Consider the following 12,516-nt stretch of genomic DNA (forward strand, 5'->3'; position numbering starts at 1 on the left):
ATGCAGTTAAAAGGATAAATTCCATGCTTGTCTCCCAATCGCTTTTGCTTTTGCGCTACAATAAAGAAGCAGCGTGTTTAACTAGACAAAAGAAGGTGAAAAGATGAAACCGTTTAAAGCATCCGCATTATTAGATGTCATCAGTGAATTGTTCTCCGATGAAGCGTCGATTGCCGTTTCAGATCTAGAAACGTACGTGTATTACCGAGCAAGCAAACGAATTAACTTAAAAATCAGCCCTGGAGATCAAATAAAAAAAGGAACGATTACATATAAAGCATTAGAACGAAAGCAAAAAGTGTCGGAATTTATTCACCGAGACGTATTCGGCACACCTTACTATGGCATGGCCGTGCCTTTTTTAGATGAAGGAGAGGTTCAAGGGTGCGTGACGGCGATTTTTCCCGCGTTAACGAGCGGAAAGTCAGTTGTGACGTTAAAGGTGAACGAGGGATGGATACCGGTTCCTTTCTCAAAAATTATCTACGTAGAAGCGCGTGACCGAAAAACATATGTGTACGCACAGAAGTATACGGGTACGCATAAATACACGTTAAATGAATTTGATTATGTGCTTCCAAAAGAAGAGTTTGTGCGCTGTCATCGTTCTTTTATCGTCAATGTGACGCAAATTCAAGAAATTTATCCTGATACACATTCAACTTTTTTATTAGTGATGAACAACGGAGAAAAAATTCCGGTCAGTCAGTCGTACGCCAGCTATTTTCGAAAACTCCTTGGGTTTTAACCGTCATTTTGCTTAATTATCATCAAATATGCTGTTTTATCGCTATTTTTGTCCATTTCATTCCAAAAACTCTTGTGTACGCTCGCTTTACAGTAAAATGGTAAAAAAGAGCAAAAACAAGGAGTGAACAGAATGGAAAACGTTTGCAGTCGAATTAAGGATGAAGCACTAAAGAATCGAGTTGTCTCTGCTGAAGAAGCAGCGTCTTGGATTCAAGATGGAATGACTCTTGGTCTAAGCGGTTTTACACGCGCGGGGGATGTCAAAGCTGTCCCGTTTGCGCTAGCGAAACGAGCAGAAACAGAACCGATAAAAGTAAGCGTGTATACCGGTGCTTCACTTGGATCAGATGTGGATAAGCTATTTGCAGAAAAAGGCATGTTAAACAAGCGCCTGCCGTTTCAAGCGGACCCAACCATGCGTAAAAAAATTAATGAAGGTGAATTTCAGTTTATTGACCAGCATTTATCGCATACTTCTGAATGGGTGCGTTCAGGCGTGTTAGATTCAATAGATTTCGCTATTTTGGAAGCGGTTTCTATTACGGATGACGGAATAATGATTCCAACAACCTCAATCGGCAATTCGATGGTGTTTGCCGAGCATGCAAAATCTATTATTATTGAAATTAACACAGCGCAGCCAGAGCTGTTAGAAGGCATTCATGACCTATATGATCCGGGCGTTCAAGGACAAAGAGATGCAATTCCTTTGAAAAAATCTGATGATCGTATTGGTTCATTAGGCATACCAATTGATTTAGATAAAGTAAAGGGTATTGTGTTTACAAATCAGCTAGATTCACCGTCTACGATTGTAGCACCTGACGAAGAAACGGTTGTGATGGCTCAAAATCTGATTTCATTTTTACGTGAAGAAATTAAAGAAGGGCGATTAACTGAATCGCTTGCTCCTTTACAATCTGGAATTGGATCTGTGGCAAATGCCGTTTTCCACGGTTTGTTAGATTCAGAGTTTCATGATTTAGAAGTGTATTCAGAAGTATTGCAAGACGCCGTGTTTGATTTATTTGACGCAGGAAAAGTTACGTTTGCTTCCTGCTGCTCAATTACGCTTTCAGCGGATAAAATGAAACAAGTTTTCTCTAATTTTGAAGCCTATCGAGATAAGCTCATTCTTCGCCCGCAGGAAATTTCAAACCATCCAGAAATCATTCGTCGCTTAGGACTGATTTCTATTAACACTGCCCTAGAGCTAGACATTTACGGAAACGTCAATTCCACGCATGTGATGGGAACAAAAATGATGAACGGAATCGGAGGCTCAGGAGATTTTGCCCGAAATGCGCGTCTCGGTATTTTTGTAACAAAATCTATTGCCAAAAACGGCGATATTTCAAGTATAGTGCCGTTTGTTTCACACGTTGATCATACGGAACACGATGTGGATGTGATTGTAACAGAGCAAGGATACGCAGACCTGCGCGGACTCGCTCCAAGAGAACGAGCAAAACGAATCATTGAAAATTGTGCACATCCAATGTACCGCGACCAGCTTATGGCGTATTACGAAGAAGCGCTCACGCGAGGCGGACAAACACCGCACGTTCTTGAAAAAGCCTTTTCTTTTCATATGTCTTATCAAAAAAATGGAACGATGCGAGAAGTTGTAGAGCAAACAAAGTAAAAGAACGCTTTATCTCCTTAGGAGACAAAGCGTTTTTCCCTTGAGTCAGAAACTTGTGTTTGTTATCTCTTTGAATTACGATGAAAGGGAATACATAAAGAAAACGAGGTAACTTATATATGAAAGCATTAGTGTTTGAAAGATTTGGAGGACCTGACGTTCTCCACTATCAAGATATACCGAACCCCTCTATTGGTCCAACAGACGTATTAGTAAGAACAAAAGCAATTGGACTTAATTTTGCTGATGTGTACCGAAGAAAAGGGAACTACCACTTAACGGGTACACCTCCGTATATTTTAGGATATGAAGGAGCAGGTGTGGTAGAAGAAGTAGGAGCAGAAGTAAGTCACGTTAACGTAGGAGACCGTATTGCGTTTGCTGACGTCCCTTTTGCAAATGCAGAGCTTGTGGCCGTGCCACAAGATAAAATCATTGCCGTACCTGACGATATTTCGTTTGACGCAGCTGCTTCTGTGCTTTTACAAGGGTTAACGGCTCACTATTTAACACAAGACAGCTACAGCATTCAGCCCGGCGATTATGTACTTGTTCACGCAGCTGCTGGAGGTGTAGGTCAGCTTTTAGTTCAAATTGCCAAGCTATTAGGCGGACAAGTCATTGGCTTAACGTCATCTTCTGAAAAAGCAAAAGCAGCGGCTCAAGCAGGTGCTGACTATGTCTTTTTATACGAAGATAACTGGGTGGAACAAGTGAAAGAAGTAACGAAGCGAGGCGCAGATGTTGCCTATGAATCTGTAGGAGTTACACTAGAAAAAAGCTTTGAAGCCGTAAAAACAGGCGGAACCGTGGTATTTTACGGAATGGCAGGAGGCGATCCGGCCCCGGTCGACCCGCGTATGCTGATGGACACCTCTAAAACGCTTACAGGTGGAGACTTATGGAACGTGCTCGTATCTTATGAAGAACGTAAAGTACGTTCACAGCAGCTGTTTGAGTGGATCAGTAAAGATCAGCTTGTGTTAACTGATCCCGTGGTGTTCGATTTAAAAGACGGAGCAAAAGCGCATGAGCTGCTTGAAAGCCGGAAAAGTACAGGGAAAATTTTGTTAAGACCGTAAAAGAAAGGCCCTTTAGTCAAGGGCTTTTTTCTGTTAGTAAAGGATAAACTAAGGAGCTGTCTAATATATATAGTAGATAAGTAGAGTGAAAGAGGTGAAGGTAGATGAAACATGCATTGATTACAGCGGGTCATAAAGGTATTGGCAAGAAGGTAACAGAAAATTTTTTAAAAAAGCAGTATTCCGTTACCGTCCATTTTCGGAGTGATAAAAATAAAGTGCGAGAACTGCAAGAAGAATGGCATCAATATAAAGACAACGTACAGTTTGTAGAAGGGGATATAACGAATAAAGCAGATATTGAACACGTCGTTGCGCAGGCTATGGAGCGATTTGGACGTATTGATGTTTTAATTAATAATGCAGGTCCGTATGTATTTGAAAGAAAAAAATTAATAGAATACACAGACAGTGAATGGTATGAAATGCTGGAAGGAAATTTAAGCTCCGTTTTTCATTTTGTAAAAGCGGTTGTTCCAACTATGAAAAAGCAGCAGTTTGGAAGAATTATTACATACGGTTTTCAAGATGTAGAGCACACCCCTGGATGGATGTATCGCGCGGCTTTTAGTGCCGCTAAGTCAGGACTAGCTTCTCTGACCAAATCGCTTGCTCTAGAAGTAGCCGAATACGGGATTACGGTCAATATGGTCTGTCCCGGAGATATTGTAGGGGACATGAAAGAAAGTGACATTATAAAAGCAAGATTACTAGAAGACAAGGAAACGCCTGTCGGTCGATCAGGGACAGGAGAAGACATTGCGCGTATTATTGAGTTTCTTTGTGATGAAAACTCAGATATGATTACAGGCAGCATTATATCTGCTTCGGGCGGAGTAGATGTTGTTCATAAAAGTAAAAAAACAAGCCCCTGACGTTGACGCAGGGGCTTGTACGTTACAGCAGTGATTCTCCGCCGTCGATAAACATTTCACTTCCGGTAATATGTTTGGACGCGTCAGAAGCTAAAAAGAAGATTAACTCCGCTACTTCTTCGGGCTTAGCTGAGCGCTTAGCAAGCGGCTGATTGCCATTTGGATATTCAATTGGAATCGCCACTTCTTTTAATTTGTCTTCTTGACGGAATGTATTGCTTTCAATATTTGTATCAACTGCTCCTGGACAAATGACGTTTACCCGTATTCCGTATGTAGAAAGTTCAAGGGCTGCCATTTTGCCGAACGCCATTTGGCCAGCCTTTGAGGAACTGTATGCGCTCATGCCGATATTTGAAAATGTACGGTTGCCGTTAATTGAGCTAGTAATAATAATGCTTCCTCCCTGAGCTTTCAAATAAGGAATAGAATGCTTCACAGTTAAAAAAGTGCTTGTTAAATTTGTATCAATCGTTTTTGTCCAATCTTCTGGTGATAGTTCTTCAATAGAAGAGAACGTACCGTTGATGCCTGCGTTAATAGAAACAATATGTAATTGACTCCATAAGCTGCGGATCGTTTCGATACTCTCTCTTATACTTTCAGAGTCAGATACGTCTGTTTTAATGGCTATACACTCTCCGCCGCTCGACATGATGGTCTCTTTTACTTCATGTAATTTTTCTTCCTCTAAATCTAAAAGAGCAACGCGCGCTCCTTGTTCAGCTAGTGTAATGGCTGAAGCGCGTCCAATTCCAGACGCCGCTCCCGTCACAAGCGCAACTTTTCCAGTTAATGCAATCATTTGGAACCCCTCCATATAAAAATGTTGTTTCCTTTCTTTAGCCTATACGAAGGAAATAAAAACCTCTTTTAAAATATTTGTGTTTAAATTTTCTAAAAGATGCCAAAAGGAAAAGAGAAAACAGCGGCGAATTATTAATATGACGCCAGAACATGAAAAAGCTAATGTCAAATGGGCCTACTTGAGCAGCTAAAGATTATACCCTGTCTTTTCAGAAGAATGTTTATATAAAATTTTACATCAGAGGGACTTGCAAATCGTTCCTTGAAAGCTTACACTAGTAAAGCACAGAAAAAGGACGGTGTTTTATGAAGAAGAAAGATAATGTGATTCCATTCCCGCAAAGAAGGGAAGCGGCTGCTTATGTTCCCGCTTCTATTAGTTTAGATAAGGATATTGTGGAATTTTTAGAAATTATGAATTTTGAAGATCGCAATGATTTTTTAAATGAAATGATTGATTCATTTTTTAAATATGTAAAAGGTGAAGAAGACGAAGTAAGATAAAAGGTAACGTTAAAGACATCCAACGAGATGTTTTTTATTTTGTGGCCAATTGCTTAAAAGGCATGCTTAAGCCTCGTATAGTTATTTATGGTATAGTATACATTAGATACTATCTAGCAGGTGCAAATGCGAGGAGTGATAAGATGAGTGGATTTAAAAAAGACATTCGTGCCGGATTCGAAGAACCACACTCACTAGAACAATTAAAGCATGAAATGGAGCAAAGCCTGTGGAATTTAAGAAAAGATTTGCGAAATGAAAATCGCTCGGAAACGGAAATGGCAATGATTAAAATTTCGCTGCTGTCACTATTTGAGGAACAGGCAAATAAATTGAGTAAAACTGAGCTTTCTGACTACCTTGCTGATTACCACAAAAGAGTCGAGCAGTTATTCGACAGGTATAGCTATAAATAAGACAAGCATCCTTGCGGGGATGCTTGTTTTTATTTGAGCAAAATTCGCTTGTATTCATTGCGCTTCAGAGGTTTGGATACATACCCGTCGGCTTCTAGCTGATAAATAATGGTGGCAGCTGCATACACGCTAAAGGCATGATCAAGACCAAAGTAGTCTTGCAAAGCGGCGACGCTCACTTCCTCTTGAAAGATTTTACTGCGATTTGATAAGACAATAGGGTAGACGTTTTTAACGATTTGCTTTGAAATTTCGAGTGTTAACATATAAAATCCCTCCTGTGTGAGTGTACATAACTAAAGGTATTCAGCACGGTGTACATTCATGAAAAAGGGAGCGATTACATTTTTAAAAGATAAAGAAAAGAGGAGTAAATGCCCATAAAATCAAAGGTTTTATCTCTTTGTGGGGCATGTTTGAAAAACGCAGTATTTTTAGTTTATGACAAACATTTCCAAAAGTTCTATGGAATTATTAGGAGCAATTTAACTAAATCCACATATCTTAAAGTATAGCAAATGGAGGTGAAACACATGGGATACTACGGAGGTTACGGATACGGTTGTGGTTATGGCGGCGGTGGCTGCGGCGGCGGTTTCGCTTTAATCATTGTACTTTTCATCTTATTAATCATCATCGGCGCTTCTTGCTTCGGCGGCGGCTGGTGCTAATTATTAAAAAATGATGACGACGCAACATCCACACTTTATTTCTTCAACTATTTCTTCCACAAAAGGTCTCTTCGGGATGAAGAGACTTTTTTAGTTTATTATTTATAATAACGTGTACAAACTGCGCGTTAAAAAGGTTTTATGCGTGGTTCTACATAAAAAAAAGACTCTGAAATCAGAGTCTTTTTCTACTTATGCTTTTTGAACGTTAGCAGCTTGAGGTCCGCGTTGACCTTCTTCAACGTCGAATGTTACAGCTTGACCTTCGTCTAAAGATTTGAATCCTTCGCTTTGGATTGCTGAGAAATGTACGAATACATCGTCGCCGTTTTCGCGCTCGATAAATCCGAAACCTTTTTCTGCGTTAAACCATTTTACTGTACCTTTTTCCATGAATGTTGCCTCCTCGTGTGCTATGCACACATTGTATTACTATCCTTGCTCATGATCAAAATCTTTAAGACGAAAGTATTCACCTATCGATTGTTGCCGAACAAAAATAATTCTTCTTATAGAATAGCAAAAGTTAATGATAATTGCAAGGAATGAAGAAAATTTAACGAAGACGATCATTCATTTAATGAAAGAAAACGAAAATTATACGAGTGAAAATAAGTAAGAAAGAGCGTATCAGGTCACACTATCTCTATATATAAGAAGAAAGGGGTCAGTCATATGTTTAAACAAAAAGCAGGGGAAAAACTGATTGAACTGTTAATTGAATGGGGCGTTGATCATATTTACGGAATGCCAGGAGACTCCATTAATTCAATTATTGAACCGCTTCGCAAAGCCCAGGACAAAATTAAATTTATTCAAGTGAGGCATGAAGAAGCGGGAGCTCTCGCAGCGGCTGCATATGCAAAGCTAACGGGTAAAATCGGTGTATGCACGGCTATTGCCGGACCGGGAGCGATTCATTTATTGAATGGTTTGTATGATGCAAAGTTAGACAAAGCTCCCGTTTTAGCACTTACGGGGCAAGTGGAGTCTGATCTTATCGGAAGCGATGCGTTTCAAGAAATTAATTTAGAGCGAATGTTCGATGACGTGGCTGTATATAACCAGCGAATCATGTCCGCTGAACAGCTTCCCACTGTTGTCAATCAAGCGATTCGAACAGCTTATGCTAAAAAAGGTGTGGCTGTGTTAACCATTCCCGATGATATCCCTCGTTTTGAAGTCGGATCAGAGGCACGAGAAACATCAAGCATAATCGTTAAACAAGACGTCTTTCCTCACAGAGAAGACCTTGAAAAAGCAAAAGATTTGATTGGTAAAGCAGAAAGTCCGGTTATTTTAGCCGGTCGAGGCACACATGAAATGAGAGAAGAGCTGCTTGCGTTTGCCGAAAAGATCGCAGCACCTATTGTTCTTACGCTTCCTGGAAAAGGCGCAATACCGGATGAACATCCATATTGTCTCGGAGGACTTGGATTAATCGGTACAAAGCCAGCGTATGAAGCGATGCAAGAAGCGGATACGCTCATCATGATTGGAACGTCCTATCCGTTTACAGGATTTTTGCCAGACCATGCGAAAACGATTCATATTGATATTGATCCCGCACAAATTGGTAAAAGATATCCTGTAGATGCAGGGCTTGCAGGAGAAGCAAAAACAACCATTCAGTGGTTCTTAGAAAACGTTGGCCGCTCAGAACATCGCCAGTTTTTAGAGCAAAGTCAAGAACGTATGAAAAAGTGGTGGAGTCAGCTTGATACCCAAGAAGCAAAAGAAAGTCTACCTATCAAGCCACAGCGAGTGATTCGAGCGCTTCAGCACGTAGCGGCTGATAACGCGGTCTTGTCCGTAGATGTAGGAAACGTCACAGTATGGATGGCGCGTCATTTTCGTATGACAAATCAGCAGTTTGTGATTTCAAGCTGGCTAGCGACTCTTGGATGCGGGCTGCCGGGCGCACTTGCTGGAAAAATCGCTTATCCCGAGAAGCAGGTGTTTGCGGTCTGTGGAGACGGCGGCTTTGCGATGACGATGGCAGATTTTATTACAGCTGTTAAATACAATCTTCCGCTAGTTGTGGTGCTATTTAATAACCATAAAATCGGTATGATTAAATTTGAACAAGAAGTAATGGGAAATGCTGAATTCGGAACAGACTTAACAAATCCGAACTTTGCCAGGTATGCAGATATTTGCGGAGGTGTTGGCTACCGAGTAGAAAAAGAAGAAGAGCTGCTGCCGGCTTTTGAAAGTGCTGTTAGGCAAAACAAGCCGTGTATTATCGATGTAATCGTTGATGCAAACGAAGCGCCTATGCCAGCTAAGATTACGCTAGGACAAGCAACGGGTTATGCCAAGCATATGGTGAAAGAATTATTTCAAGAAGGCAAGCTAGATTTACCGCCTCTATAAAAAATAGGCTGTGACAAAAGTACTTTAGTAAAGATCCAAACGATGAATCGAGACTCTTAATAGAGAATCAACCTCGTTTGGATTTTTTTGTTGGAATGGTGAAGGTAATTTGATTAACTATAAAATTATTATGTAAACTTAAATGTCGGCAAGTAAAAAGAGGTGATATTATTTATTTTATAAAGTGGATGAGAAAAAAAACACCAAATTGGATGGTCTTTTTTTATAAAACTGCTTTAAGATAAGAGAGATAAAGGATAAACTACTAATAAGAAAGTTTAAATGTAAGGACTGACGCCGCATGAACTGGAGACCAGATCGCGCTAGCAAAAAAGCGATTTATAAACAAATTGCAGAATATATTGAAAGCTGTATTTCATCGGGAGCGTTTCCGCCGGATTCTATGCTGCCATCAGAACGAACGCTTGCTGCTGAGCTAAACGTGAACAGAAGCACGGTAGTAGCTGCTTATGAAGAACTGCAGGCACTTGGAATCGTAGAACGTAAAAAAGGAAGCGGCACGCGAGTTAGTTCGAGCATCTGGGGAATTTCCCGTAAACGTATTCCAAACTGGGGAAGATATGTAGAAGACGGTTCGTTTTTGCCTAATTTACCGCTCGTACAGCGAATAAGAAGCGAAGCTTTGCGAACAGACTTTGTAAACTTAGCGAGCGGAGAATTAGCGCCTAGCTTATTTCCAAGTGAAGATTTTCAGCGAATATTAGCGGGCATGCCGTTTAATGAGCATTTAGGCTATGATCATCCTCACGGCAATGAACGTCTGCGTGACGCTATTGCTGCTCATGTTCATGAGTACCGGAAAATCTCCACCGATGCTAATTCCATTTTAATCACATCAGGTGCACAGCAAGCACTTCATTTGATTGTTCAGTGTTTGTTAAAACCAGGAGATGCAGTAGCGATTGAAGATCCGTCCTATAGCTATTCACTGCCGCTTTTTCAATCAGCAGGTTTACGAACGTTTTTGCTGCCTGTAGATAAAAATGGAGCCAACCCGGACGACTTAGTAGAATTACATAAAAAGCATCGCATTCGTATGGTTTTTTTAAATCCGTATTATCAAAACCCGACCGGTATTGTGTTATCAGAAGCGCGTCGAAAGCGGTTTTTAGAGCTTTCTTCAGAATACGGCATTCCGCTTATTGAAGATGATCCTTATTCACTCACGGCATTTGACGGAAATGTACATCAAACGCTGAAATCGATGGACGAGAACGGAAATGTCCTCTATATCAGCTCGCTTTCTAAAATTGTGGCATCGGGCCTTCGCATTGGCTGGATAGTGGGGCCAGAGCAAGTGATTCAGCGCCTGGCAGACGCTAAGCAGCAAATTGACTTTGGCCACAGCATCTTTCCGCAGTGGATTGCTTATCAATTCTTAGATTCTCCTACGTTTTCTTCGCATATTGAAAAGCTTAGACAAGAGCTCAAAAAGCAAGAGTATGCCCTGTCGTCGAGTCTGAACGAATTGCTCGGATCAAAAGTATCTTTCGATTCGCCTCAAGGCGGGATTCACTTATGGTGCAAAGTGAATCAGCCGGTCGATGACTATCGTCTATTGGAAGAATCGCTTAAAAGAGGAGTGGCTTTTGTACCAGGAAGCGTGCTGAGTTCTCAAAGCGGAGCTATTCGCTTTACGTTTGGCAGAGGGGAAGAAGAGGTCATTCGAGAAGGAATCAAACGATTTGCGAGCGCCCTAGAGAGTCTGGAATAGCTATAATCATAGGTAAACGTGCCGGATGAAAGTTTTATTTTATTATTTCGTATAGATTGTTATGATCTTGTGCTATACTAAGAGTACCATTAACTTTACTTCTGTATTTGTACCGACTGGCCCTGTTGAAAAACGGGGCTTTTTTTATGTTTGTACACAAAAAAACAGATCCTTTAAAGGATCTGTTTCTGATATGTTGTGTTTCTTATGCTTTTTGAACGTTAGCAGCTTGAGGTCCGCGTTGACCTTGTTCTACGTCAAATGTTACAGCTTGACCTTCGTCTAAAGATTTGAAGCCTTCGCTTTGGATTGCTGAGAAGTGTACGAATACATCGTCTCCACCTTCGCGCTCGATGAATCCAAAACCTTTTTCTGCGTTAAACCATTTTACTTTACCTTGTTCCATAATTGTTGCCTCCTCGTGCGGACTCGCACATTGTGGTACTATTCTTGCTCAAATCTAAAGACGAAAAGTGACAATACTCATACATCCCCACCGAACAAAAATAATTCTCTTACATCTTAGCAGAAATTTCCTATGTTTGCAAGCGCTTTATTTAAAAACCATTCGTATTTTTTAGACAAGTTTTTTATAAATCATGTCTAAAAAATGTCACATTTTGAACATTATAGAAAGGCTATTCTTTGTATTCGCTTTTACTGTAGTTATATAATAATGAAAATATGCTTTTTCTAAAGATAGACGACAAGCATAAGAAACGTACATACTGAGTGCTGAAATGGAGTGGTAAAGATGAAGGTGGGTTTAATTGGTTTAGGAAATATGGGATTACCGATGGCGGAAAATATGATAAAGGCGGGTCATGAACTTGTTATTTATAACCGCACTGCTTCGAAGGCGGAAAGTCTTGTGAAAAAAGGAGCAAAGGTTGTGGAGACACCTGCTCAAGCAGCACAAGAAGCGAATCTTGTCTTTACGATTCTTTCAAATGATGAGGCTTTAGAAGAAGTAACGCTTTCAGAAGCCGGTGTACTTGCAGGCCTTCAAGAAGGTGGTATTCACGTCTCTGTGAGTACTATTAGCGTAGATTTATCGGAAAAATTAACAAGCGCACATGCTGCATCAGGACAGCATTTTGTTGCAGCGACTGTTTTAGGTCGACCCGACGCAGCAGCAGCCGCGGCTCTCAAAGTAATAGTTGCAGGTAATAAAGAAGCAAGAGAGCACGTTTGGCCGCTGTTTGAAGCGATTGGTCAAACTATTTTCACTGTAGGAGACGAGCCTTACTTATCAAATGTAGCTAAGCTTGGCAATAATTTTTTATTAGTATCGATGTTAGAAGCTGTTTCTGAAGCAGTAGTCATGGTAGAACAGTATGGCATGCAAGCGGAGGAGTTTCTTGAAGTGGTTAATAGCTTATTTGCATCTCCTGTGTATAAAAATTACGGCAATTTAATTGCTAAAAGAGACTTTGATCCGGCCGGGTTCAAGCTGGAGCTTGGACTAAAGGATGTAAACCTGGCTATTGATGCAGCCAAAAAAGTGTCCGCTCCGCTTCCGTTAGGAGAGCTTGTGAAAGGTCATTATGAACAAGGAATCGAAAATGGCTGGGGTCATTTAGACTGGTCCGCTTTACTAAAAACAGTTGAAGCTCTAAAAAAAGATAACTAAAAAGATGAAAAGGAGTGCAGCC

Annotated in this window: 14 protein-coding genes; 10 read left to right on the forward strand and 4 right to left on the reverse strand. The window is 40.6% G+C overall.

What is annotated here, in order from left to right:
- Positions 1-103: 103 nt before the first annotated feature.
- The 4 genes from AC0KUU_RS06700 to AC0KUU_RS06715 all read left to right on the forward strand — a co-directional run bounded on the left by AC0KUU_RS06700 (position 104) and on the right by AC0KUU_RS06715 (position 4,352).
- Positions 104-748 (forward strand): LytTR family DNA-binding domain-containing protein, encoded by a 645-nt coding sequence (locus tag AC0KUU_RS06700; protein WP_050690645.1) that lies wholly within the window; start codon positions 104-106, stop codon positions 746-748.
- 132 nt (positions 749-880) lie between these two features.
- Positions 881-2,395, forward strand: a complete 1,515-nt coding sequence (locus AC0KUU_RS06705; protein WP_322552122.1) for an acetyl-CoA hydrolase/transferase family protein — start codon at positions 881-883, stop codon at positions 2,393-2,395.
- A 119-nt stretch (positions 2,396-2,514) separates the two neighbouring features.
- Complete coding sequence (locus tag AC0KUU_RS06710) at positions 2,515-3,477, forward strand: quinone oxidoreductase family protein (protein ID WP_043983029.1); 963 nt, start codon at positions 2,515-2,517, stop codon at positions 3,475-3,477.
- A 104-nt stretch (positions 3,478-3,581) separates the two neighbouring features.
- Complete coding sequence (locus AC0KUU_RS06715; RefSeq protein ID WP_322552121.1) at positions 3,582-4,352, forward strand: SDR family oxidoreductase; 771 nt, start codon at positions 3,582-3,584, stop codon at positions 4,350-4,352.
- A gap of 22 nt (positions 4,353-4,374) precedes the next feature.
- Here AC0KUU_RS06715 and AC0KUU_RS06720 read toward each other — a convergent pair whose 3' ends face one another.
- A complete protein-coding gene (locus AC0KUU_RS06720) occupies positions 4,375-5,157 on the reverse strand; it encodes an SDR family oxidoreductase (RefSeq protein ID WP_322552120.1) in 783 nt (260 codons plus the stop codon).
- 308 nt (positions 5,158-5,465) lie between these two features.
- Between AC0KUU_RS06720 and AC0KUU_RS06725 the strand changes: the two genes are divergently transcribed.
- Together AC0KUU_RS06725 and AC0KUU_RS06730 are read left to right on the forward strand one after the other, a co-directional pair.
- Complete coding sequence (locus AC0KUU_RS06725; protein ID WP_014459743.1) at positions 5,466-5,663, forward strand: hypothetical protein; 198 nt, start codon at positions 5,466-5,468, stop codon at positions 5,661-5,663.
- A 143-nt stretch (positions 5,664-5,806) separates the two neighbouring features.
- Complete coding sequence (locus AC0KUU_RS06730) at positions 5,807-6,079, forward strand: hypothetical protein (RefSeq protein WP_043983023.1); 273 nt, start codon at positions 5,807-5,809, stop codon at positions 6,077-6,079.
- Between the two features lie 29 nt (positions 6,080-6,108).
- On the opposite strand, the gene AC0KUU_RS06735 is transcribed toward AC0KUU_RS06730, so the two are convergent.
- The gene (locus tag AC0KUU_RS06735; protein WP_013057410.1) at positions 6,109-6,345 is read right to left on the reverse strand and encodes a hypothetical protein; all 237 of its coding nucleotides are present in this window, start codon (positions 6,343-6,345) and stop codon (positions 6,109-6,111) included.
- A 267-nt stretch (positions 6,346-6,612) separates the two neighbouring features.
- On the opposite strand from AC0KUU_RS06735, the gene yjcZ reads away from it, so the two are divergent.
- Positions 6,613-6,750 carry a sporulation protein YjcZ gene (gene yjcZ, locus AC0KUU_RS06740; RefSeq protein WP_013057409.1) on the forward strand — a complete coding sequence of 46 codons (138 nt, stop codon included), beginning with the start codon at positions 6,613-6,615 and terminating at the stop codon, positions 6,748-6,750.
- A 192-nt stretch (positions 6,751-6,942) separates the two neighbouring features.
- Here yjcZ and AC0KUU_RS06745 read toward each other — a convergent pair whose 3' ends face one another.
- A complete protein-coding gene (locus AC0KUU_RS06745) occupies positions 6,943-7,143 on the reverse strand; it encodes a cold-shock protein (RefSeq protein WP_013057408.1) in 201 nt (66 codons plus the stop codon).
- Between the two features lie 282 nt (positions 7,144-7,425).
- On the opposite strand from AC0KUU_RS06745, the gene AC0KUU_RS06750 reads away from it, so the two are divergent.
- Positions 7,426-9,126 carry a pyruvate oxidase gene (locus AC0KUU_RS06750; RefSeq protein WP_025751607.1) on the forward strand — a complete coding sequence of 567 codons (1,701 nt, stop codon included), beginning with the start codon at positions 7,426-7,428 and terminating at the stop codon, positions 9,124-9,126.
- A 301-nt stretch (positions 9,127-9,427) separates the two neighbouring features.
- Positions 9,428-10,861 (forward strand): MocR-like pyridoxine biosynthesis transcription factor PdxR, encoded by a 1,434-nt coding sequence (pdxR, locus tag AC0KUU_RS06755; protein WP_013057406.1) that lies wholly within the window; start codon positions 9,428-9,430, stop codon positions 10,859-10,861.
- A gap of 205 nt (positions 10,862-11,066) precedes the next feature.
- On the opposite strand, the gene AC0KUU_RS06760 is transcribed toward pdxR, so the two are convergent.
- Entirely contained in the window at positions 11,067-11,267 is a 201-nt protein-coding gene (locus AC0KUU_RS06760) for a cold-shock protein (RefSeq protein ID WP_013057405.1), read from the reverse strand.
- Positions 11,268-11,615: 348 nt separating this feature from the next.
- On the opposite strand from AC0KUU_RS06760, the gene AC0KUU_RS06765 reads away from it, so the two are divergent.
- Positions 11,616-12,494, forward strand: coding sequence for an NAD(P)-dependent oxidoreductase (locus AC0KUU_RS06765; protein WP_043983019.1), 879 nt, complete (start codon positions 11,616-11,618; stop codon positions 12,492-12,494).
- Positions 12,495-12,516 lie beyond the last annotated feature (22 nt).

It is taken from the genome of Priestia sp. ST2, from assembly GCF_055810735.1.

Bases quoted from the DNA above. Each gene is read 5' to 3' on its own strand.
- pdxR (WP_013057406.1), top strand. From the start codon at position 9,428: ATGAACTGGAGACCAGATCGCGCTAGCAAAAAAGCGATTTATAAACAA.
- AC0KUU_RS06715 (WP_322552121.1), top strand. From the start codon at position 3,582: ATGAAACATGCATTGATTACAGCGGGTCATAAAGGTATTGGCAAGAAG.
- AC0KUU_RS06720 (WP_322552120.1), bottom strand. From the start codon at position 5,157: ATGATTGCATTAACTGGAAAAGTTGCGCTTGTGACGGGAGCGGCGTCT.
- AC0KUU_RS06750 (WP_025751607.1), top strand. From the start codon at position 7,426: ATGTTTAAACAAAAAGCAGGGGAAAAACTGATTGAACTGTTAATTGAA.
- AC0KUU_RS06735 (WP_013057410.1), bottom strand. From the start codon at position 6,345: ATGTTAACACTCGAAATTTCAAAGCAAATCGTTAAAAACGTCTACCCT.
- AC0KUU_RS06730 (WP_043983023.1), top strand. From the start codon at position 5,807: ATGAGTGGATTTAAAAAAGACATTCGTGCCGGATTCGAAGAACCACAC.
- AC0KUU_RS06760 (WP_013057405.1), bottom strand. From the start codon at position 11,267: ATGGAACAAGGTAAAGTAAAATGGTTTAACGCAGAAAAAGGTTTTGGA.
- AC0KUU_RS06700 (WP_050690645.1), top strand. From the start codon at position 104: ATGAAACCGTTTAAAGCATCCGCATTATTAGATGTCATCAGTGAATTG.
- AC0KUU_RS06725 (WP_014459743.1), top strand. From the start codon at position 5,466: ATGAAGAAGAAAGATAATGTGATTCCATTCCCGCAAAGAAGGGAAGCG.
- AC0KUU_RS06710 (WP_043983029.1), top strand. From the start codon at position 2,515: ATGAAAGCATTAGTGTTTGAAAGATTTGGAGGACCTGACGTTCTCCAC.
- AC0KUU_RS06705 (WP_322552122.1), top strand. From the start codon at position 881: ATGGAAAACGTTTGCAGTCGAATTAAGGATGAAGCACTAAAGAATCGA.
- AC0KUU_RS06745 (WP_013057408.1), bottom strand. From the start codon at position 7,143: ATGGAAAAAGGTACAGTAAAATGGTTTAACGCAGAAAAAGGTTTCGGA.
- yjcZ (WP_013057409.1), top strand. From the start codon at position 6,613: ATGGGATACTACGGAGGTTACGGATACGGTTGTGGTTATGGCGGCGGT.
- AC0KUU_RS06765 (WP_043983019.1), top strand. From the start codon at position 11,616: ATGAAGGTGGGTTTAATTGGTTTAGGAAATATGGGATTACCGATGGCG.